Annotated in this window: 13 protein-coding genes; 5 read left to right on the top strand and 8 right to left on the bottom strand. The window is 40.6% G+C overall.

Features of this window, described 5'->3' with window-relative positions:
* Positions 1–81: 81 nt before the first annotated feature.
* The 3 genes from V7K49_RS03420 to V7K49_RS03410 are packed head-to-tail and all read right to left on the bottom strand — an operon-like array spanning position 82 to position 2,124.
* Complete coding sequence (locus tag V7K49_RS03420) at positions 82–471, bottom strand: PIN domain-containing protein (RefSeq protein ID WP_335204514.1); 390 nt, start codon at positions 469–471, stop codon at positions 82–84.
* Positions 458–703, bottom strand: a complete 246-nt coding sequence (locus V7K49_RS03415; RefSeq protein WP_334867980.1) for an AbrB/MazE/SpoVT family DNA-binding domain-containing protein — start codon at positions 701–703, stop codon at positions 458–460. The genes V7K49_RS03420 and V7K49_RS03415 overlap by 14 nt, the downstream gene beginning before the upstream one ends.
* A complete protein-coding gene (locus tag V7K49_RS03410; protein ID WP_335204512.1) occupies positions 703–2,124 on the bottom strand; it encodes an AAA-like domain-containing protein in 1,422 nt (473 codons plus the stop codon). The genes V7K49_RS03415 and V7K49_RS03410 overlap by 1 nt, the downstream gene beginning before the upstream one ends.
* 578 nt (positions 2,125–2,702) lie before the next feature.
* On the opposite strand from V7K49_RS03410, the gene V7K49_RS03405 reads away from it, so the two are divergent.
* From V7K49_RS03405 to V7K49_RS03390, 4 genes are all read left to right on the top strand, one after another.
* Positions 2,703–4,253, top strand: a complete 1,551-nt coding sequence (locus tag V7K49_RS03405) for a PAS domain-containing sensor histidine kinase (protein WP_335204510.1) — start codon at positions 2,703–2,705, stop codon at positions 4,251–4,253.
* Between the two features lie 542 nt (positions 4,254–4,795).
* Positions 4,796–5,395: a cytochrome b/b6 domain-containing protein gene (locus V7K49_RS03400; RefSeq protein WP_335204509.1), complete on the top strand. Its 600-nt coding sequence runs from the start codon at positions 4,796–4,798 to the stop codon at positions 5,393–5,395.
* Positions 5,396–5,467: 72 nt separating this feature from the next.
* Positions 5,468–6,901 carry a bifunctional orotidine-5'-phosphate decarboxylase/orotate phosphoribosyltransferase gene (locus tag V7K49_RS03395; RefSeq protein ID WP_335204508.1) on the top strand — a complete coding sequence of 478 codons (1,434 nt, stop codon included), beginning with the start codon at positions 5,468–5,470 and terminating at the stop codon, positions 6,899–6,901.
* 119 nt (positions 6,902–7,020) lie between these two features.
* Positions 7,021–8,118: an AI-2E family transporter gene (locus V7K49_RS03390; protein WP_335204542.1), complete on the top strand. Its 1,098-nt coding sequence runs from the start codon at positions 7,021–7,023 to the stop codon at positions 8,116–8,118.
* 95 nt (positions 8,119–8,213) lie between these two features.
* Here V7K49_RS03390 and V7K49_RS03385 read toward each other — a convergent pair whose 3' ends face one another.
* The 3 genes from V7K49_RS03385 to V7K49_RS03375 form a co-directional block, all read right to left on the bottom strand.
* A complete protein-coding gene (locus tag V7K49_RS03385) occupies positions 8,214–8,906 on the bottom strand; it encodes a hypothetical protein (protein ID WP_335204506.1) in 693 nt (230 codons plus the stop codon).
* The gene (locus V7K49_RS03380) at positions 8,899–11,973 is read right to left on the bottom strand and encodes an HsdM family class I SAM-dependent methyltransferase (protein ID WP_335204504.1); all 3,075 of its coding nucleotides are present in this window, start codon (positions 11,971–11,973) and stop codon (positions 8,899–8,901) included. Before V7K49_RS03380 ends, V7K49_RS03385 begins: the two co-directional genes overlap by 8 nt.
* 431 nt (positions 11,974–12,404) lie before the next feature.
* The gene (locus V7K49_RS03375; RefSeq protein ID WP_334867969.1) at positions 12,405–14,858 is read right to left on the bottom strand and encodes an ATP-dependent Clp protease ATP-binding subunit; all 2,454 of its coding nucleotides are present in this window, start codon (positions 14,856–14,858) and stop codon (positions 12,405–12,407) included.
* 338 nt (positions 14,859–15,196) lie between these two features.
* Here V7K49_RS03375 and V7K49_RS03370 point away from each other — a divergent pair, with 338 nt between their 5' ends.
* A complete protein-coding gene (locus V7K49_RS03370) occupies positions 15,197–15,493 on the top strand; it encodes a DUF3288 family protein (RefSeq protein ID WP_335204503.1) in 297 nt (98 codons plus the stop codon).
* 173 nt (positions 15,494–15,666) lie between these two features.
* Here the strand turns inward: V7K49_RS03370 and V7K49_RS03365 are convergent, their stop codons facing one another.
* Both V7K49_RS03365 and V7K49_RS03360 read right to left on the bottom strand, forming a co-directional pair.
* Positions 15,667–17,103 (bottom strand): ATP-binding protein, encoded by a 1,437-nt coding sequence (locus V7K49_RS03365; protein ID WP_335204501.1) that lies wholly within the window; start codon positions 17,101–17,103, stop codon positions 15,667–15,669.
* A gap of 34 nt (positions 17,104–17,137) precedes the next feature.
* Positions 17,138–22,474, bottom strand: a complete 5,337-nt coding sequence (locus V7K49_RS03360; protein WP_335204500.1) for a trifunctional serine/threonine-protein kinase/ATP-binding protein/sensor histidine kinase — start codon at positions 22,472–22,474, stop codon at positions 17,138–17,140.
* Between the last annotated feature and the right edge of the window lie 226 nt (positions 22,475–22,700).

Below are 22,700 nucleotides of genomic sequence, written 5' to 3'. Positions count from 1 at the left end.
GCGTAGGCGTAGCCCGTCGTAGACATCGCTCTACAAAAGAAGTGTAAATCTAGAAGCGATCGCCTAGTTTAGAGATGAGCATTACTCAAATAAATCAAATCCCTTTTCGCTTCTCAACTTTCTATCAAAAGTTGCTGTTGAATTACAACCAGAATTTTGAGCAATTACACCAATTAAATAATCAGAAAAATCTGCACTTCCCTGCTGAAATCGCTGTAATGCTTGATAAACTATAGAGCGATTTTCTAACTCAAATACAGAACATTGCAGCATCAAATCTATGGTGTTACTAATTTCTTCTCTACTAAATTGATAAGGGTTCCCGCGCAAAACCCAGACTAATTCACAAAGAACTATATTAGCAACAAAACATTGCTCTCCCCCTTCGATAATTTTAGCAGCTTTTTTCCACTGCTTTTCATCATCTTTTGTCAGGTAACGCACTAAAATATTTGTATCAAGTCCAATCACTTGAACCTTCTTGGATTGCTGCTTCCATTTCTTCTAAAGTTGCGCTTTTCATCCCCGGACGATGTAAAATCCCGGATAAGCTTTGGATAGGAACATTCAAGGGAATCAGTTTGACTGTTCCATTTTCATCAATGACAAAATCAACTTTACTACCTGGATCAAGATTAAGATAATCCCTAATTTCTTGAGGAATAGTTACTTGTCCTTTGCTGGTGATGGTTGCACTAGCCATTACTCAAGTTCCTTAAATAAGTTCCTTCGTTGATTATAATGTCTATTTGCCAATCTAATATTAGAGTTAAAACAGCCGTTGTTAAAATTCTCACTTTTTTTCAGATATTGTCGGAAATATAAACGATATAATTCACACGCAGGAGTACTGCGATCGCCTTCTAAATTAATTAGCCCCATACTCTGTAATTTATATGCCAATGCTGGCTCTAATTTCACATAATTTGTAGTATTAATTACTTCATAAAAAGCATTTCCCAAATCTGGCTGATCTCGTAGTGCTAACACAAACTGCCTTAAATACTCGTGATAAATTCCTGTTTCTGTGGGTGCTTGTTGCAATAGCTGTTCTAAATCCCCTTCTAGTCCCCCTTTACCCACAAGGTGATAAAAAGCCAATCGCACTAAATAAGGATATCCTCCCACCATTGCCATCAAACTCTCGGCATCTTTACCATCTGTCCAATCCAAGCCGTGACGTTGTGCTAAATCCTGCACCTGCTCTTTCGTAAAGGGAGGTAAATTTATTGGCAAACCAATATTAAATGGTAATTGATTCAGTTTTATGGGAACAAGTATTTCAGTTGAGTAAACCAGAACCAGGTGCAGTTTTTGCCAAATTTCTACGCCTTTGGCCCGTTCATGCCAAGTTCGGATCAGTGATAATAATTCTCCAGCAATTTCCTGATATTCAAACACCCAATCCACATCATTCAATACCAACACAAGGGGACTTTCCAGCGCCGAGAGTAAATACTGTTGGAAATAAATAGAGCAACTCACTTTGCTACCCATATCTTCATCCCAATAATCATTGAGTTTTGGTTCTAGCTGTAACTCCCGACAGACATTGGCACAGAACCAGCGCAAAAATTTATCTAAACTGGCAAATACTGCTTTATCTGCTTGCTGAAAGTTCAAGGTTACGGTGCGAAAACCTTGATTGTTAGCGCGTGCAAGCAACCGCAAAATCAGAGAGCTTTTCCCCATCTTCTTGGGCGCTTTGATGCAGATGAGACTCCCAGGTTCAGCCATTTCTGCGTAGGCGAGTTCCTCAATTGGCAAACGAGGGATGTAGAATCGGGAATTAAGGGATACTGGCCCACTAGGAAATTCTAAGGATATAGCCGTAGCTGCTTTGTTGAATTCCTTAACTAACTGCTGATGGACTTTGCTAAGATGGTGATTTTCTAGAGTCTGGCGGAAGTTGGATTGATTTATCGGTTCTTTGCAAAAATCACTCAGTACTTGCCATAAATGAGCAGCAACTTTCCTGACACGTTCTTCACCGTAGTGTGCTTCACTGGCTATATTGGTGTAGGTTTTTCCTTCCCAGGAAGAACGCAATATGATCTCTTGGAGCGTTGTTAAACCGGTTGCTTGACTGGCTTTTAGCAGCAGTACTGCTTCATCTATAGTCATTACTCATCGGCTCTAATTCAGCATGACATTTTCTCACAGCATTATTCTTTGGAACTCAATGTAGCCTACCTTGTGTGGGTAGCAGCTAGTTCTTATACCAATTCTTTGTAAAACTGCACAAAATCAGGCTTGTGACACAGGGGGCTTGAGCAAATTGTTCTATGCAACCTCACAGGTAATCGGTATTACCAAAAAAGCTACAAACCAGGCTTGAGAATTTTTCTGTATCCGGAAATATTTGACGTGACTTAATCATAAAATTTTTTTTACAAAATTTTTCGAGTTTTTAGGTGATTATATGTGATTTGAACTACTTTTTTTAGACATATCTTAGAATGTAGATGCACACAATGTAGCTATTTTTTAGAAAAAATGGCCACGGCGATCGCAACAGCGGTTACATTCGTCTGTTTACCTTTTTCTAAATTCCATCCAAATTGATGATCTGGGCTGATACATCTCTGAGCTAAGTTACAGCCTAATCAACCAAGTAGACGATTTGTCCATAACTGGATCGTCAGGGTGCTAAGACAGCGTAGAGAGAGCTACAGGATATCTTCCTCATCGTACCAGCAGCTATGCATATCGAAGAACCCACTACCCATGAACCGGAAGCTCCACTTTCAGTACAAGATTCCCAGAGTTTCCCAGAATCACAGCCACTGCAAAAAGGACAAAAAGACTTATCTCAAGAAAATTTAGATCCTTGTCAATGCTCACAAGCCGCCTTACAAATGGCATTAATAGCCAATGGCTTGGGATTGTGGGATTGGAATCTGATTACCAATAAAACCTATTATGATCCCCGGTGGAAGCGCATTCTGGGGTATGAACTAGACGAAATCGATCACGACCATAAATCCTTTGAGCAACTTGTGCATCCACAGGATTTACCAAGAATTCATCAGGTATTGCACGATTATCTTGAAGGATGCACATCCGTATTTGAAGTCGAATTCAGAATGTTGACTAAATCCGGCGAGTGGAAGTGGATTCTGGCTTGTGGGAAAGTATTTCAATGGGATGAATTCGGTAAACCAGTGCGGATGGCGGGGACGCACAAGGATATTAGTCAGGATAAGGCGATCGCTACTCAACAATATCAACTATTTGAACAACTCCAAAGAGAAATTGTCCAACGCCAGTCTACCGAAGACCAAGTTAGGGAAAAATCACAGCAGCTAGAAACTACCCTCGAAGAACTCAAATATACCCAAAAGCAGTTATTGCAGAACCAGAAAATGGCTAACCTTGGTCAACTGGTGGCGGATATGGCTAACGAAATTAACAACCCCGTTAGCTTCATCTACGGCAATCTCCATCCTGCGAGTCAATATGCTGAAGACTTAATCAGAGTCATTGAACTTTACCAACATTACTATCCCACACCGACCCCAGTCATTGCCTTACATTTGCAACGCCTCGACCTTGGTTTTGTGAAGACAGACTTTTTGAAATTGCTGTGGTCAATGCGAGCCGGCTCTGAGCGCGTCAAAGAAATTGTTTTCGCCTTGCGGAATTTTTCAACCTCTGACGAAGGTCAAATGAAAAAGGTTGACCTGCATGAAGGACTTGATAGTGTTCTGAGGATTTTGCAACATCGTCTGAAAGAACAGCCTGATAGACTAAGGATTGAAGTCATTAAAAACTTTGGGGAATTGCCCTTAATCGAGTGTTATCCTGGTGATCTAAATCAGGTATTCATGAACATCTTGACTAACGCCATTGATGCCTTAGAAGAAAGGATAAAACATGATTATTCCTTTACTCCCACTCTTTTTATTCATACAGAAATTATTAGCAATCATTTATCATTAGTAAATAGTAATGAACTTTGGGTAAATGACAAACTACTAGGAAAAAAACACAAAGTTATCATTCGCATTTCTGATAATGGTAAAGGCATACTTCCCCATATCCAAAGACAGATATTTGAACCATTTTTTACCACCAAACCAGTCGGTCAAGGGAAGGGACTGGGACTATCAATTAGTCGGGAAATTATAGTTGAAAAACATCAAGGTAAACTTAAGTGTAATTCTCAATTAGGTCAAGGCACAGAGTTGGTCATTGAGATGAATACAACAGCAAGACACTATGCCGCTATTAGAAAACACGCCAGCTTTTAACTAATTAACCTTGGGCACGAGGTATTAATTTTTGCAAGCTGATGCATTAACAAGGCGGCTGTCGTATTCACAATGCAAGTCAATACATTAACAATACCTGAGTTCGATAAATTTGGTCTTGTCTTTTTCCCACTTAAATTACAGCACAAGCCATCAGTATACTTTTTGCCATAATCACCGCATAAGCATAGCCCGCCATAGGCATCGCACTAATTATCGGTGTATACTGCTGCAATGGTTGATCCGATGAAAAACGCTTCAGCCATTGGTGAGCGTAGATAATGATTAAGTTTCTTTCATATCAGTCTAATTGGTTGATCACCGTTAGGGATACACTGGATAAAATATCTTTTTTTCACACATCCTCTTAGAAAAACCCTAACCATATCTAAAACTGACATTTAAAACAGAAGATGGTAGACCATCAATGTCAGAATACTGAATCATAGGATGGGAAAATGAAAGTGAGTAATGCCCACCTCCAAACTAGGTGGGCCATTCACCTAAGACAGATAAACACCAAATTTTATCAGTCAAAATCTATGACTTCGACTGTTTCCTCTCAAACTCGAAAGCCACCCACTCAAGCAATAGGAGCCAAAATTTTCCACTCCTGTAACATCATTAGTCTGTTTATCATGCTCACCAGTGGACTACAAATTTACAACGCCAACCCTGTTTTTGGTGGACGTGCAGGTTTGCACATTCCTCCGATATTTACTTTAGGAGGTTGGCTTGCAGGAGGAAGACACTGGCATTTTGCAGCAATGTGGTTATTCTCGCTGAATCTCTTGTGGTATGGAATTTACGTTTTAATTACCCGACGGTGGCGACATCGGTTTGTAGGTGCCAATGACTTCAAAGCATTACAAAAAAGTAAAAATTTCCAACGCCTAATTTATGCTTGGCATCGGATTGCCTATACAGCAATTATTCCTATCTTGCTGCTGGCGTTATTTACAGGAATAGGAATGTATAAACCTGCTCAATTTCCCTGGATTGTGGATCTGTTTGGCAGTTGGCAAGCATTGCGAATTGTCCACTTTAGCTCAGTACCGATGGTTATTCTATTTGGAGTGATTCACTATCTATTAGGACGTAAGGCTGGAGGCACTCAACTAACAGAATCGATGTTTTTGTAAACGAACTATAGAAAGTGAGATGCAAAGACACAAAGACTAATAACTAAATAACTCTTTTTTTTTACAAAAAATATGAACTTTTTTGATAAATTGAATCGTAATATCTTGCAAAATCAAAGCTTACTGTTTGTAGGACTTGATCCAAATCCAGAGATGATGCCTGTACATTATGAATCTGAAGAACTCATCACTGGTTTGGAGAAGTGGTTACAATTCATTATTGCTGAAACTTCTGATTTCGTTTGTGCCTATAAACCGACACTTGGCTTTTACGAAGCATTAGGTATTCCCGGTTTAGAACTGTTGTACAAAACTTTAGCAGCTATTCCTGCCCATATCCCAGTTATTTTAGATGCCAAACACAGTGACTTAAATACTAGTACCATTTTTGCCCGAACTGTGTTTACAGAATGGCAGGTAGATGCAATTACTCTCAGTCCCTATACAGGACAAGATCATGTAGCACCTTTTTTGGTATATCCTGATAAAGCTGTGTTTATTTTATGCTGTACTTCTAATCCAAGCGCAGAAGCTATACAGCAATATCCTACAAACGAATCACCCCTTTATTTACAGGTGGTAAAAGAATCAAAAGCCTGGGGAACTCCAGAACAATTGGGTTTGGAAGTGGGAACTACAAAACCTGAAGTTTTAGCACTTATTCGAGCAATTGCGCCGGAACGAATTATTATGGCGCGTAGCATCTGGGCGGAGGGACTAAACCTGAAGCAAATTTTAGAAGCGGGCTTGAATACTAATGGTGATGGTTTGCTAATTCCTGTTCCTCAAGATATGTTGGGAAAACCAAAATTATCTCAGGAAATCCAGTCTTTACGCGCAGAAATTAATCAAATAAAAACTGAAATTATTTATGAAAATTCCACATGTTCTGTGTGGTTCCCTGATGTTTGTTTGCTAAATCAGCATCCCCAACAAGATTTGATTTTACAACTTTATGATATTGACTGCATTATGTTTGGCAGCTTTGTCCAAGCATCAGGAGCTATATTTCCTTATTACATTGACTTACGCAAAATTATTTCTAATCCCCAAGTTTTTAATCAAGTTATCACTGCCTATGAAGATATTTTGAAGAACCTAAATTTTGATAGATTAGCAGGTATTCCCTATGGTTCTTTACCTACTGCTACTGGTTTATCTTTGCGTCTTAATTGTCCGATGATTTTCCCCCGTAAAGAGGTGAAGGCCCACGGAACTCGGAGAGTAATTGAGGGTAACTTTCATCCTGGTGAAACAGTTGTGGTGGTTGACGATATTCTCATTAGCGGCAAAAGTGTTATGGAAGGGGCAGGAAAGTTGGAATCAGCAGGATTGAATGTTAATGATATTGTGGTATTTATCGACCATGAACAGGGTGTGAAAGATAGGTTACAGCAAAATGGTTATTGTAGTCATGCGGTTTTAACTATTTCGGAAATTACTAATACTCTGTATCAAGCAGGGCGGATAAATGAGGAGCAATTTTTAGCTTTTGCTGAAATTTAGTCCTCAAATAACCGAAAATTGGGAATGGGGAAAGATTTTTCTCATCTATTTCCCCTTGAGCATATTTAATTCTCAGCTTCAATCTAGTAACTAGAATAATTTTGATTTTTAAATTGATGATGAATTTTTCACTCAATCAACTAGTTAAATGGTTAATTTTGACACTGCTATTTCCTCTAGTCTTTCTCAATGGTTGGCTAGCATTTTTGCTTGTTAAAAATTTTCAACCTGTCGTCACAATTCTTATTTTAGCTACTTTGCTTGCATTCGTTTTAAACTATCCTGTTTCGGTTCTCCAACAGCGGGGAGTTAAACGCAGCTATGCAGTAGCATTAGTTTTTATATTAGCATTGTTAATTGTCGTTGCTCTGGGTATCACTTTGGTTCCCATTGTTTTAGATCAATTTCATGAGATGGTTAAAGTCCTTCCCCAATGGATTGATTCTAGCGAAGAAAAACTTCAGATTGTAAATGATTGGTTTTCTAGGCACAAATTAAATGTGAATTTAAGTCAGTTATTAACACAAATAACTAACAAATTGCCTAATGAATTAGAGTTTTTCTCAGATAAACTTTTAAGCATTATTATAGATACTATCGATAGTGTTTCTGAGTCATTAATCACAGTAGTCGTGACTTTTTATCTGTTGTTAGATGGGCCAAGAATTTGGCAGGGAATATTTAAGAAGTTACCTGGGAATTTTGCCCAGGAGATAAGCCAGTCTATTCAGCAAAACTTCCAAAATTACTTGATTGGTCAGGGAACTTTAGCTTTGCTGATGGGAGTTTCAATAACATTATTATTTTTAAGTTTTCAAGTCCAGTTTGGTTTACTCTTTGGTTTGGGAGTTGGGGTTTTGAGCTTAATTCCCTTTGGCGATGTCATTAGTCTGATTGGAATAACTTTCATAATAGCTACACACGACTTTTGGCTAGCAGTGAAGATTGCTGCGGTAGCTGTTGTGATTGATCAGTTAATTGATCAGGCGATCGCACCCCGTCTTTTAGGTAAATTCACTGGTATTAGACCAGTATGGGTGTTAATTGCTTTGCTTGTAGGAACCAATGTTGGTGGAGTTTTGGGTTTGCTAATCGCGGTACCTGTAGCTGGTCTTATCAAAGATGTAGCAGATGGTTTTTCTAAATCTGGTGATTCTGAGGATGTAGTTAAGAGTGAATTAGCATCAGAATTGTTAACAGAGGAGTCAGCATCGTGATTAATTTGTAAGGGGGTAATGAGATGAGTAATTCAGAATTACAATCTCCTGTAGAATTGCCCGACTTATAGATAATAAGTATAAAAATAAAATTTTCAAGCTACAGTAGTAGCCACTGAACTGATTATTTTTAGTAGCAAATGGTGACAACGAAACTTAGCAGGGTATTGCTTATTTGATGGAACTATGCGGTTGTGCTCCGAAGTTTTGTGGTCACGGTTTGGAAAGTCTGGATGATGACTTAGTGTACAGGGTACTTTGGCTTCAATGTTGCTAAAAGCCTTGCTAGGATCGCCGGAAAAAAGATAACCAAGCATTCCTCCCTCGCTAGACAAGGGGGCATATCGACAAGTTATAAAATTTTCGTTTATCTCTTTTATATATTTAGCCACAGCCCCATCTGAACTCAACACTTTTGCTTCTAAAGGCCAAATAATCCTCTCATTAGCCCTGAGAATGAATGCAATATCATACTGTGGTGGTTGCGCTTGTGCTGATTGACTACTTTCCAATTCATAGACTTCATGTTGAACATCAAATAGCTCATCTCCGGTCATAACTCTACGAATTCTTCGCTCAAGAGATTGAGTGATACTTCTTTCTAACTGCTCCTCTGCTTCGTTGCAGTTAATTTGTGATAAAATTTCCTCTACCAGCAGATCATATCCTTTCCAGACAAAATTTATGAGAATTGTTATGGTGTCAGGATTCCATTCTTTAGCCAATCTAACAAAGTCATCTGTATTTTTCCACCTCTGTTCTAGAATAGTTCTACCTCTTCTACCCACTGTATGACTCCTGTGTAACCTCAGATTCCTTGTCAAAGTTTGAACGCCACATGATAATATCTGCGGCAACTTCGTCAGCATCCCTTAAAGCCATAGAGCGAGTCCAGTAACGAATTTTGTCAGGTTTTATCAAATAAATAGTGGGGACTTTTAACCCATTCAATTGCATGGAATCATAAACCCTCGCAACACGCTGATAAAAGATTCCACCATCTTCTGTAGCCCCTCTATCCAAGCACAACTGATTCAAATTTTCCAATTGTTCCAGTAAATTAGGAGAATCAATAGCCTCTATATGCACTCCTTGATAGTCTGGTCTATTAAGATGAATTGCAACTAAGCGGACCGGAAGACGAGTGCTAGTTTGCTCCTGAAATATGGTGGCGCAAACTTGTTTATCTTTTCCAAATCCTGCTTTGAGAACTCGCAAAAAATACTCACAATATGCCTTAAGTTCTGGTTCAATATTATTTTGCGACTGACGATTATCTTGACGACGAGTTCTTTGCCGTCCAGGAGAAGAACTGTCTCCTTTAAAATCTGGCAGGGTGTAACTAAATATATCTTCAATCAGTACCCATTCACTATCTTTAAAGCAAAATGCTTCACAAATGTATTTATCTATATCGTCAATTTTTTGAATATTTTCAAAAATTACTGGATTAATTTCTGGAATTGGTACACGCAGTAAATCTTCTACATTTACTTTGTGTATATAAGAAGCAAAGCTACCACTTGAAAGCAACAGATAATAAACTGCTAGCTTACTGTTGTAACTTAAGCAGGCAGCTTTTAGAACAGAAATATTTTCTTCATCAACATGAACACTGATATAACTGCCGGAACAAATAATACCTTCATTTGCTTGCTCATCTAATTCAATAATAGCTGTTTGAAAGCGCCCGCTAGCCGATTGCCAACTCTGCTTCAGAATCATTTGTGGAACATTAAAGGCAGAAAAATCTGTTGAAGCTGCTGAGTCAGTATATGGATCATCATTAGCAGGAAGTTTTCTAGCTTTTAGAAAAAGAAACGTGCCTGCTGGAAATCTACTAGATTTTAAGATTCGCCTATTAAGAATAATTTCCTGTAACTTTCCTCTATTACCCCGTATAATCCCTTGGCGTGTCACAGCAACACCACAAAGCTTTAGTGTTTCGATACTATTTTGTTTCTGCAATCGGCGAACTAGCGCAATATCACGTCTTCCTCCCCACATTAATGATGTCCATACTAAAGGATCTAGTATTGCTTCATATGGATAAATTGTATTGATATCATGTGGTTCTATGAGTATGTGATAATCGTCCTCATTAGTTAGGGCTGGTTTGGGGCAGATATATATCAAAGGCTCACCATCAGGAGGCATCACTGACATTGTAATGATGCAAGCCGGAGAGATAGCATTTTTGAATAGTCCAAAACGCAATGCAGATAAGTTAACTATTTCCTCAATTTTGAATTCTGAAAAAAGCTTTTCTCGAAATTCTTGAGCTGTACCTACCTGATTAAATATCAAAGCAAGAGCAGGTTGCATCATTGCAATTTTTCCACTTGGTTTAGTCAGGTCAGCAGCTTTCGCCAAAAACAAAAGACCAATATTGTTGTAAGTACTCTCCCATTTATTTACTTTTGCCCATAATTTGGCAAGTGAGGTCATGCTATTCTTACCCCACGGTGCATTACCAACAACTAAATCATATTTAACTACGTCTGAATTGGTACGAAAATATTCTTTATCTTCTTGAAAAAAATCAGCATTTATTAATTGATGTTCACGTAATCTTGGAAAGCGAAACTCATTTTCCCAATAGTACAGAGGTTCAATCTTATCAAGCATAGTTAAATACAGGCTGAAAGATGCTACTCTAACTGCTTGAGAATCTACATCAACACCAAACAAATTGTTTTCAAGTAAAGACCTCAAATCGCTGGGCTGAATTTTTCTATTCGGATAAGCTTGTTCCCATCGATAAATTAAACGCTGAAATGCTTTAACAAGAAAAATTCCTGAGCCACAGGCAGGATCAAGAATCTTGATATTCCATTCTTGACTATTCCACGAGAGAACACCATCAAGGATGAAATCAACTATGTGTTCTGGGGTGTAATGAATTCCTGTACCAGATTCTTTACTAACAAATTCTTCATAGATACTGCTAATAAAATCAAGAGGTATAACGTCAAAGCGATAGTATGGCCATAGGCATCTCTGCCCTCTTTCCATTTCCAAGTCACCACGGACGAACTCTGCAAGTAAATTGAGATGCGGTTGTGTAACTTTCGCTTCTTCGATTTGCCATTCAGCGTCACGTTCTTCCTCTGTGGCTCCTTTACCTGGGAATAAATCACCATTGAACTTGCCGTTGAGCCAGCGGAAAAATTGATAAGTATCTCTATGATTTATTAATATTTCAGGTAAAGTAGAGTATTTAGCTGATAATTCTCCCATTCTATACAAATTAGCCAGAAATTTTGCATCTAGAGCCGGATTACCCTGAGAATCTTTTCTATCGAAAAGAAATTGAATAAAAATAATTCTTGCTAATAAATCATGAATAGTATCGTAATCAAGTTCAAGTGCATTGAGTTGCTGCCGAACGCTTTTAAGGTTGCTAAGTAGCATTTGATCAGCAGCCTGACTTCGTTGAAACCGTTGGCTATATTCTTGAAAAAACTGACCAGTCACTAAATCAGCCCAGTGTAGGCGCAAAGTTTCAGCAGCTTGTTCTGAAAGAGAAGACTGACTGAAAGATTCAAGCTCTCTCCGGGAAACTTCAACGACTGGATGAATGCTCTCAGATTCATTTGGTGGTTTTTCGTAACATGTCCAAATTCTTAATCGGTTAGGTTCTGTTGTAATTAATGATGGAGTACGAGAGAAGCTCCATGCGAGTTTATAAGTTTCTCTAAGAGTAGCCTCTGACACTTCCATCTCGAAATTACACACAAGGGCAATGGGCGCTTCAGTTGAGTCACCTTCAGGATTTGCTGCCAGAACTCCTATTTGCACACCATGGCCATCCGGAAGTTTGCTTATAGTCCTTCCCAGTTTTTCTCTAGCCATCCGTGCATAAATACTCGGGCCAGCACCAAGTGGCTCCAATATTTGTGTTGGAGTCGGCCAGTGAAGCTTCTCATGTGCTAGTTCAAGTAGTCCAGACTGTGGCATTCTATTCTTTAAGCTGCATTAGAGTATGATTTCATATTTTAACCATCACATTGTGATGAATTGATTCATCTTATTCAACAGTACAAACGTATTAGTCATGGCTGCAACAATACTAAGTGCAGTTTCAAAAATTTTGACGAGGGTAATCACCTGCATCAAAAAAAACACGCTCATACACAAAAAACCCCCGGTATTTCTACCAGGGGTGAAAGATATAATACCATATCACTTTATGTTTGTCGGAGATGCCCCTACTTGCGCCTCTACTTAGATAAGAGGCTGAAGTGTTTCTCAAATATTACAACAAAAAATGATCAGGTATAAAATTAGCCAACATTTGCCAAGAGCAATTCTCGTTTTTCTGATTTTTGTACTCTCACCTGAGAGTCATCATCAACATCGATAATCGCTGTGTCTCCATCCGTAATTTGACCAGACAGCAGTGCTTCGGCGAGAGAATCTTCTAAAAGGCGCATAATTGCCCGACGTAATGGCCTAGCGCCATAGCTGGGGTTATAGCCTTCTTGTACTACAAGCTCTTTGAAGCGATCGCTAACTTCTAAGATAATTCCCTTTTCTGTCAAGCGCTTAGAAACTTCACGAAGCATAATCTCAGCGATTTGCTTAACTTCATCCCTAGAAAGCTGGGTGAAGACGATAATTTCATCGAGACGGTTAAGGAACTCAGGACGGAAGTAAGCTTTCAATTCTTCATTTACCAGGGTGCGGATGCGGTTATAACTAGCATCAGCTTGAGTGTCGAAGTCAAAGCCTAAACCACTACCACCTTTTTCAATCACCTTGGAACCGATGTTGGAAGTCAAAATGATCAGCGTATTCTTGAAGTCAACTTTCCGACCTTTAGCATCGGTAAGATGACCGTCATCCAAGATTTGCAGCAGCATATTGAATATATCGGGGTGAGCTTTTTCGATTTCGTCGAATAGCAACACTGTGTAAGGTTTCCGCCGCACGGCTTCTGTCAGTTGGCCGCCTTCGTCGTATCCCACATAACCAGGAGGCGAACCAATTAGCTTGGCGACGGTGTGGCTTTCCATGTATTCGGACATATCTAGGCGAATCATCGAGTCTTCCGCACCGAAGAAGTAGGCAGCTAGTGCCTTCGCCAATTCTGTTTTACCTACTCCAGTCGGGCCAGAGAAGATAAAGCTAGCAATGGGACGATTGGGATTTTTTAAGCCGACACGGGCGCGACGGATACCGCGAGATACAGCCGAAACTGCTTGCTCTTGACCGATGAGCCGTTGATGCAGAGTGTCTTCTAGGTGCAGCAGCAACTCTGACTCAGATTCAGTTAGCTTGTTGACTGGTACGCCAGTCCAAGAGGCAACGATTTGGGCGATGTCTTCTTCGTCAACGACGGTGGAGTTGACAGGTTGATCGTTTTGTGTAAATGTTGCTTGCAGTTGTTCTGCCAGTTCTAACTCTTGGTCACGCAGGTTTCCAGCTTTGTCAAAATCTTGGACTCTGACTGCTGCTTCTTTAGCTTTGGTAACGCCAGCGAGTTCGCGTTTCAGTTCTTTATTCGGAGAACTCTGAGAGTTCCGCAGACGAACGCGAGAACCGGCTTCATCAATTAAGTCTATTGCCTTGTCAGGCAAGAAGCGATCGCTAATATAGCGGTCTGATAATTGTGCTGCTGCTACAAGTGCCGCATCTAAAATTGTGACTTTGTGGTGCTGTTCGTAAGCGCCGCGCAAGCCGTAGAGAATTTGTATGGTTTCCTCTACTGAGGGTTCCCCGACCATAATCGGTTGAAAACGACGCTCTAGAGCGGCATCGCGCTCGATATGCTTACGATACTCATCAAGGGTAGTTGCGCCGATGCACTGGAGTTCGCCCCGTGCTAAGGCAGGTTTGAGGATGTTAGCTGCATCCAAGCCACCTTCTGTACCACCAGCGCCAACCAAGGTGTGAATTTCGTCAATCACCAAGATGATGTTGCCTACAGTGCGGACTTCTTCCACGACTTTTTTGATGCGTTCTTCAAAATCGCCCCGGAAACGAGTTCCAGCTACCAATGACCCCATATCGAGGCTGATAACTTGCTTGTCCTGTAAGGTTTCGGGAACATCCTGGTTGATAATCCGTTGAGCTAGACCTTCTGCGATGGCAGTTTTACCAACTCCTGGTTCTCCAATCAACACTGGGTTATTCTTAGTGCGGCGACCGAGAATTTGGATCGCCCGCTCAATTTCCTTCTCGCGCCCAACTACGGGGTCGAGTTTGCCTTCTTGCGCTAGTTTGGTCAAATTTCTACCAAACTCTTCCATCGTTAGCGGTTGGGTGCGCTTTTGATTACCACCACCAGCGAAAGCCGGTGCATTTTCACCCAAACGGCGAACTATGGCACTGCGGACACTCTTGAAGTCAACCCCTAGATTTTGCAGAACTTTGGCGGCGACACCTTCACCAGCCTCGGTCAATCCTAAGAGTAAGTGTTCAGTGTTAATGTAATTCTGTCCCAGACTATGAGCTTCTTTAAACGATTGCTCAAACAGGCTTTTCACCTTGGGGGTAAAAGGAATTTCTGGTGGTACAAAGCCAGAACCCCTACCAATAATTTTTTCTACCTCGCGACGTGCGTCTTTGAGGGTAACGCCTAACTCGGCCAGCACTTTAGCAGCAACCCCAGTTCCTTCTCCCATCAAACCCAGGAGAATTTGTTCAGTTCCTACGAAATTGTGTCCCAGGCGACGTGCTTCCTCCTGAGCTAACATAATTACTCTAATGGCTTCGGAAGTGAAGTGTTCAAACATAATGGGTTATTGCTCCCTCGCTGCTTGGACTTTGGGTGAGATAAAATTCACCCTCATCTAAAGTTTTTTGTATTTTCTTAAGGACTAATGTAACTTTATTTAAAGTTAAGTGGCAGTGGTGAGAGCCGTAAGACCTCAGGTGTAGTTGCCGTCTGTAACAGTTTTGAGTGCTGAGTAGAGTAGTTAGGAAGTGAGTAGTCGTATATTTAACAATTAAACTTTCTGTGTTTAGTGATTTACCTTTGCCTACTATACTCCTCTGCTCTGGGCTAAACTAAAATTCAGGAGTTTAGCACGGGCTAAACCGTAGCTACCGCTAACGACACTTAGAACTCATCATGACTGAAGCAACGGGAGGTAAAGACCAACAACATCCTCTTTATAACCGCGATCGCCCTCTTATTGATATCTTACTCGCTCAACAGGCCACAGACTATAACTTAGCAGAATTAGCTAGACTGCAAATGCGTTATCAAGGGTTTCCAGGGGCGAGAGATATCCAAAAAGACTTAGATAAAGTCTTGCAGCAGTGGGGTTTGAGCGAAGCCGAGCTTTTTGAGAAAACTCGCAAAATTCACGATTTGGGGGGAATTTACAAAAGTCGCGGTAAAAAGGACGAGCAAGATTGGAATTAGAGCATTGGGCACTTGTACTGAGCATCTCGACTTGCTTCTCTTCGAGAGGCTGCGCCAACGACTGCGCCTTTCCAAGAGTTGTATTGGGCATTAGTTATTCCCTCGCACTCCTAACTCCAAACTCCTGTACAGACACGATTAATCGCTAAGTACAGACGCGATTAATCGCGTCTCTAACTTGCCACTGGAATGGCGATAGCTAATTCTGTGCCTTTGCCTAATTCCGATGTCACTGTGAGTTGTCCACCATGTTTTTCTTCCACAATCTGGCGGGAAATCGTTAATCCCAAACCTGTACCTTTCCCTACTCCCTTGGTAGTGAATAAGTAACCAAACAATTTTTGCTTGACATTTTCGGACATTCCCATGCCATTGTCTTGAATTCGGATCAAGACATGATGGCGATCTTCGGATAGTCTGGTAACAATTGTGATGCGATTGGGATTGTCTGTGATTTGTTGTAAACTACGCTCCTTGTTAGATTCTTCCAAAGCATCAATGGCGTTGGCGATGAGATTCATAAACACTTGGTTGAGTTGTCCAGGGAAGCATTCTAATTGAGGTATTTCCCCGTAATCTTTGACTACTTCAATGGCAGGATGATGCTCATGGGCTTTTAATCGGTGCTTCAGGATGAGTAATGTACTTTCAATACCATCATGAATATTAAAAGGAACTTTGCGATCGCTGTCTCCCCTGGAGAAGGTGCGGAGACTGGCGCTAATACCACGGATGCGATCGCTACCTTCTTTCAGAGAAGAGATGAGTTTAGGCAAGTCTTGTTGCAGGTATTCTAAATCGATTGTGGCGATCGCTTCTTCAATTGCTGCTCCTGGATCAGGAAAGGTTTGCCGATAAAGGTTGATTAGTGCGAACAAGTCGTGAATGTAGTCTTGAGCAGGTTTCAGATTGCCTGCAATAAAGTTAATCGGGTTATTAATCTCGTGGGCAATAGCTGTAACGAGATTACCCAGTGCTGACATTTTTTCATTTTGCATCAGACTGTATTGTGTCTGTTGCAGGTCGTGCAATGCTTGAGTTAACTGTGCTGTTTGTTGTTCTATGGTGATTAAATCGCGGTATGACCTTAAAGCTGCGATCGCACTTGTAATTAACTTTTGGCGAGTCAGTTCCACCTTCAGCTTATAATCATTTATGTCATAATTCAAAATCACTGATTCTTCAGGCGCATCTCCTGGTTGTCCTGTGCGTAAAATCACCCGCACAATCTGATTTTTCAACTCTTCCCGAATATACTTAACCACCCTTAACCCAGCATCATTAGTTTCCATCACCACATCTAATAAAATAAACGCGGTATCTGGGTGAACTGCAATCAGCTTTTTGGCTTCTGTTCCCGAAAAAGCCGAGAGAAAAGTTAAAGGTTTGCCCTCAAAGGTAAAACTTCTCAAAGCCAACTTGGTTGCTTGGTGGACTTCAACATCATCATCCACAATCATCATTTTCCAAGCTTCAGAAGTGTCTTGTCCCTGACTCTCTACCTCCAACAGAGTTAAATGAGTTTTATCACTTATCTGCTCTTGTTCATCTTCAAACACGAAGACTTCATCATCTATCGGTGAGAGAGATATATGGGGATCGTTAAGCATTGTCAACCAACTTTGTTAAAAAGAACCAGAAAACTTAATAGTTCGTAGACAGAGGTAGTGTCACTATAAATAGGGTTCCCTTTTCTACTGCGCTGTTAACATTAATAGTCCCTTGTAGCTTTTGAGTGACCAAGTTGTAGACAATGTGCAGACCTAAACCACTGCCTCCCTGCTGTCTAGCGGTGGTAAAAAAAGGCTCAAAAATTTTGTTTAAGTTTTCTGGCGGAATGCCGCAACCATCGTCGCTATATTGAATCACAACGCTTTGGCGTAGCCCGTCGTAGACATCGCCTTGTTGTTTCACCTCAATACGCAACTGCCCTGATTCGTGAGGTTGATAGGCATGATTCAAGGAATTCATGACTAAGTTGGTGAGAATTTGTGCCAAAGCCCCAGGATAGCTGTCAATGGTTACAGTTTCATGGCCTGTCACAGTCAGGGTATGGGAAGCTTGTTTGAGTTTGGGAGTTAAGCTGGAGACAATTTCTTCCAAATACTGCTTGACTACAAATGTCCGCTGTTCCAAACTAGTCTGATCCACAGCTACTTGCTTGAAGCTTTGCACCAATTCGCCGGCACGATTGAGGTTGCTAAGAATCAACTCAGTACTTTCTCTGGCAATTTCCAAATAGTTGTTTAAAACTGAACGCTTTAATTGCCCTTGTTCGATAGCTGTAATAAACGAACGGGTTTCGTCAGCCAGGGTAGAGGCGACGGTGATACTAGTGCCGACAGGAGTATTGATTTCATGGGCTACTCCAGCCACAAGACCACCCAAAGCCGCCATTTTCTCAGATTCCACAAGTTGCTTCTGGGTAGTTTTAAGGTCTTCCAGGGTTTGAGACAATTGTTGAGTTCGTTCTGCTACCTTTTGTTCTAAAGTATTGTAGAGGGTAGCATTTTCAATAGAGATAGCAGCTTGGGAGGAAAGCAGATTTAAAACTTCCATCCGCTCTGCGGTAAAGGCTCCAGTTGTGAGATTATTTTCCAAATAGACAATCCCGATCAATTTGCCTTGATTGAGCAGGGGAAAACACAAAATAGATTTGGGTTGCTGTTGATGAATGTAAAAATCACGAGTGAAGTTGCCTTCATTAGCAGCATCGTGTAATACAACACTATCTTTAGTACGAATAACATAATCAACAATGGCATTAGACACCACTGGTTCACTGAGGGTTTCGATGGCGTAGCCCGTCGTAGACATTGCTTCCCTAACTTTAACCGCATCTGAGTCAATTGTTCCCGATGCTTCAATCTGCCATTCTCCCTGTTGGTTGAGAAATAAATAACCCTTTTCTGCCCCAGCATTTTCGATGACGATTGTCATTAGTTTGGTCAGTAAAATATCGAGTTTAATTTCTCGCCCCAGAACGTGAGACGCTTTGAGGAAGCTGTTTAAGTCTAAAGAATTTGATCGGGTGCTACTGGTGGAGATGGTTTTAGAGGTTGGAAATTGAGAGTTTATTTCGGCTTGGGTAAAAAATTGCGGATAGCATTTTTCTAAATGTTCTACTTTTGCTTTAGCTCCCCAGCGAGTGTAGGTATAATAGGCGTTGAGCAGATAGTCTTGAGCAATTCTGTCTTTACCCCATTGGAGATAAAACCTGCCAGCGAGTTCATTGGCAAGGGCTTGTTCGTTGAGATATTCATGAACTGTAGCGTTAGCGATCGCGCGATCGTACATCTCAATTGCCTCTGCTTTTTGCCTTAAGACGCGATGCCGTTCAGCTTCCACTAAATAAAATTTGTGCAATAAATTCATCGGAGCGTGGTGTGCCCATTTCTGCATTTGGGCTTGATTGACTGTTACTTTTTCTAATAAACCTGCTTGTGCTAATGGGAGAGCATCAGAATATAAAGCTAAGGCCGTCAGAGAATCGTAGAAATTGAAAAGTGGTACGATTATGGTTCCGACTACTCCATTTAGATACTTTTCTAACTCTTGGGCATTGGCTGCGGCTTGCGGGAAATCTTGGAAAAGATAACAGAGAACTAGCTTCGAGCAATATAAATGTGCCAGACCGGTGCGATCGCTAGCTTGCTCATGCCAGGGTAGCATTCGCTCCTCCCGATAAGCTGGCCCACTTAAAAGACAAGTATTTTTAGTTGCCCCTAGCAGATTTAAGGTTAATTGCCAATGAATAGCTAGATACTCAAGAGCCATTTTGTTTTGGACTTGACCGAAGGTATGATGGTAGCTAGCAATTTGCCGTTCAACTTCTACCAGGTTTTCTCCACACCCCCAGGAATGCACGCTATCATAAACAGCACAAAGACCGGAAAATTGTATATCTCCTCGGTCTCGACCAATTTGATAGGCTTCTTTCAAGGACTTGATGGTTTTCTGGACTGGTTCTTTCCAATGGCAGATACTAACATTAAAAACAAAGTTGATATGACATTCGAGATATTGAGCATCGTAAAGCTCTAACAGGCTCAAAGCAAGTTGACCAAATTGATAGCCCAATGAAATCTCTGCCAAGGCTCCACAGAGAATTAAACCGTACATCACATAACCAATTGTTGATAGTGCCGTATTGCCATGTTCCAGAGATAAATTCACCATCTCTAAAACCAGGAATGGGAGTACCTCATGTCCTCCCCGAAAGGCAGGTGACATGATGCTGGAAATAATTTGCATCGCTGCTAGTTCTTGATCTGACTGCATTTGAGCGAAGTTGAACACCTGATCAACTTCCCTTCCTGCCAAATGAACTGCTGTTTGCTCTAGCACTTTGCTCAGTTCTAAGGGACTCAGAGAAGAGGGAAAGTTAATTCCCAAAGCTTTTAGCACTTCTAGACCCGTTGTGGTAGCTGCCTGCAACTTGCTCTCAAGTGTAAGGGCTGTGATTTTGATCTCATAAACTTTCACCTTGTTTAACAAAGTTTTAGCGTGTTGCAGTACCTCTTCTACCCATTTATTCATTTGTGTGAAGTCACTACACAGAAGTGCTGCTTCTGCTGCTGACTCAAATAACTTTAATGTGAGGTCATAATTTGTTTGCCAAGAGTCTGCTGCTAGTAATTTACTGCCCAGTGAAAAATATCCCATAGCAGCCTCATAAGCCGTTGCAGCTTTGGCTTTACGTCCAGCTAATAAATTCAACTTAACTAATTGATCCTGTTCGTTTTGAGTGTTAATTAACTCTGCACCAATATTTAATTGGTTAACAATTTCAAAAATTTTCTCTTCTTGCTCTGCTGCTGATGTATTGCTCAACATCAGTCGCCCAATTTGCAAGTGGGTTTCTTTCTTTTGCGCTTCTGGAATCAGAAAATAAGCCGCTTGTTGGACGCGATCGTGCTGGAATTTACAATTAGCTTTACCAGCTTTTTTATTATCCCTGAAAGTTATCAGATGATATTGATTATTTGCAGGGACAATTAAACCTTCTTTTAGTGCTGGTAATAAATGGTCTAAAACCTGCTTGGCTGATTCCTGAGAAATCACTGCCAAGGTAGATAAATCAAAGTTATTGCCAATACAAGCAGCTAACTGCAAAACCTTCTGAGTATCCTCCGCCAAATTGACAATTTGTCTGGTCATTAACTCCACAACATTATGGGTAATGTCTTTGGCTTGAATCTGCTCTAAATCCCAGTACCACTTTTTTTGTGTATAGTCAAAGCTGAGTAATGTTTCTGTATAGAGAGATTTGAAAAATTCAGTAGTAAAGAAGGCATTTCCCTGAGTTTTCTCAAAAACCAAATTAGTTAATGCTTGACTAAATATAGTTGAACAGGACAATGCTTCTGCAATTAAAGCATTTACATCCTTTATAGTCAGGTTTTTTAGATGAATCTTGGATATAGCTCCTCCCTGCTTCCCAATCTCGTTTAAAGTCATCACCAATGGATGAACTGCATCTACTTCATTATCTCGATAAGCTCCGATGATGAGTAAATTTTGAATGTTGCGATCGCTTAAAATAATCTTGAGCAATTTTAGCGAGGCACTATCAGCCCATTGCAAGTCATCAATGAACAAAACTAGGGGATGTTCAGCCTGACAAATAGCCTTGATAAAGTTTTGAAAGACTAAATTAAAACGGTTTTGGGCTTCTTGTCCACCTACCTGAGCTACAGGAGGTTGTTCGCCAATCACCAATTTTAAATTGGGAATGACATCAATTAAAACCTGTCCATTATTCCCAACAGCAGCTAATATCTTTTCTCGCCATTGCTGTAAGACATATTCGCTTTCAGTCAATAATTGATTACACAGATCATTGAAGGCTTGAGAAATGGCAAAGTAGGGAATATTTTTTTTGTACTGGTCATATTTACCCACAATAAAATTACCGCGTTTAGCTGTAATAGGTTTATGAACCTCATTCACTAAAGCTGATTTACCTACTCCAGAATAGCCTGCAACCAACATAAGTTCACTAGTGTCATTACTGACGCGATCGAAAGCCGCCAATAGCGTCTCTAATTCTGCTTCCCGTCCATAAAGTTTTTGGGGAATGATAAATCTATCAGAGACATCCTGGCTACCCAATGGAAAGACATGAATATTCCGATTAATTTGCAGTTGATGCAAGCATTCTTCTAAATCTGCCTGAATACCAGAAGCAGAGTGATAGCGGTCTTCAGCATTCTTTGCCATCAGTTTCATCACAATATCACAGAGGACTTGGGGAATCTCTTCCCTATTAAGAGTCCCCTGTACTCTGTCCCTTAAAAATGGTGGTTGTTTAGCAATATGGCAATGAATCAGCGCTAAGGTATCATCCCCTTGAAACGGCACTTCTCCTGTTAGTAACTTATAGAAAGTTCCTCCTAAAGAGTAGAAATCACTGCGATAGTCAATCGCCCGATTCATTCGCCCCGTTTGCTCAGGAGAAATGTATGTAATAGTGCCTTCTAAGACATTGGGATTTTTGAATGATTGGGTTTCTCGTGATAGAACAGTAGAAATACCAAAATCAATGATTTTCACCTGTCTGGTGTTGGGGTTAAAGACAATATTTGAGGGATTAATATCTTTGTGGATGATATTAGCAGAGTGGATTTGTGTAAGGCTTTCGACGATAGTAATAGCCAACTGGAGAAACTGCTCTAACTCTATTTCTCCAGCTAACTGCAATTCAGTTAAAGAACTACCACCAAAGTCTTCCAACACTAAAACTGGTCGTTGTTGGTGAGTTTCCCAGGCGTAAACTTGGACAACTCCTGTGAAATGGAGATTGTGGGTAATGTCATATTCGCGCTGGTAACAAGCAATGCGTTCTGGCGAGGGATAAGCATCTCGCAGGGTTTTGAGAATTACAGGTTGGTTATCGGCTTCCCGGTAGCCTCGATATATTAGAGAGTTGCTGCTTTCATAGATTTGGTCAACAATTTGATAGCCGGAAAGCGTGAGCATAGTTTGGGTACTCCTCAAAAGTGGGTTAATGCTGCCAATTACTTTGTTAGAGTTAGTGTACCCATTAGCAGCGCTATCGTAATCGCAGAAAACGTTTTGGATTAAGTAAGTGACGCCAATATTTCAAGCTATGTTAATAATTTTAAATGTAGGGTGCGTTATCTCCGAGAGGAGGATACCATCAACAATTAAAGGTGCGTTAGCCTACGGCATAACACACCCTACT

Source organism: Nostoc sp. (assembly GCF_036919675.1).
GTDB lineage: Bacteria > Cyanobacteriota > Cyanobacteriia > Cyanobacteriales > Nostocaceae > Nostoc.
This window is presented reverse-complemented; position numbering and strand designations above follow the sequence as displayed.

Excerpts from the sequence above, each read along its gene's own strand:
- V7K49_RS03405 (WP_335204510.1), top strand. The coding sequence starts at position 2,703 with ATGCATATCGAAGAACCCACTACCCATGAACCGGAAGCTCCACTTTCA.
- V7K49_RS03390 (WP_335204542.1), top strand. The coding sequence starts at position 7,021 with ATGAATTTTTCACTCAATCAACTAGTTAAATGGTTAATTTTGACACTG.
- V7K49_RS03370 (WP_335204503.1), top strand. The coding sequence starts at position 15,197 with ATGACTGAAGCAACGGGAGGTAAAGACCAACAACATCCTCTTTATAAC.
- V7K49_RS03365 (WP_335204501.1), bottom strand. The coding sequence starts at position 17,103 with ATGCTTAACGATCCCCATATATCTCTCTCACCGATAGATGATGAAGTC.
- V7K49_RS03400 (WP_335204509.1), top strand. The coding sequence starts at position 4,796 with ATGACTTCGACTGTTTCCTCTCAAACTCGAAAGCCACCCACTCAAGCA.
- V7K49_RS03415 (WP_334867980.1), bottom strand. The coding sequence starts at position 703 with ATGGCTAGTGCAACCATCACCAGCAAAGGACAAGTAACTATTCCTCAA.
- V7K49_RS03380 (WP_335204504.1), bottom strand. The coding sequence starts at position 11,973 with ATGGCTAGAGAAAAACTGGGAAGGACTATAAGCAAACTTCCGGATGGC.
- V7K49_RS03410 (WP_335204512.1), bottom strand. The coding sequence starts at position 2,124 with ATGACTATAGATGAAGCAGTACTGCTGCTAAAAGCCAGTCAAGCAACC.
- V7K49_RS03375 (WP_334867969.1), bottom strand. The coding sequence starts at position 14,858 with ATGTTTGAACACTTCACTTCCGAAGCCATTAGAGTAATTATGTTAGCT.
- V7K49_RS03360 (WP_335204500.1), bottom strand. The coding sequence starts at position 22,474 with ATGCTCACGCTTTCCGGCTATCAAATTGTTGACCAAATCTATGAAAGC.
- V7K49_RS03395 (WP_335204508.1), top strand. The coding sequence starts at position 5,468 with ATGAACTTTTTTGATAAATTGAATCGTAATATCTTGCAAAATCAAAGC.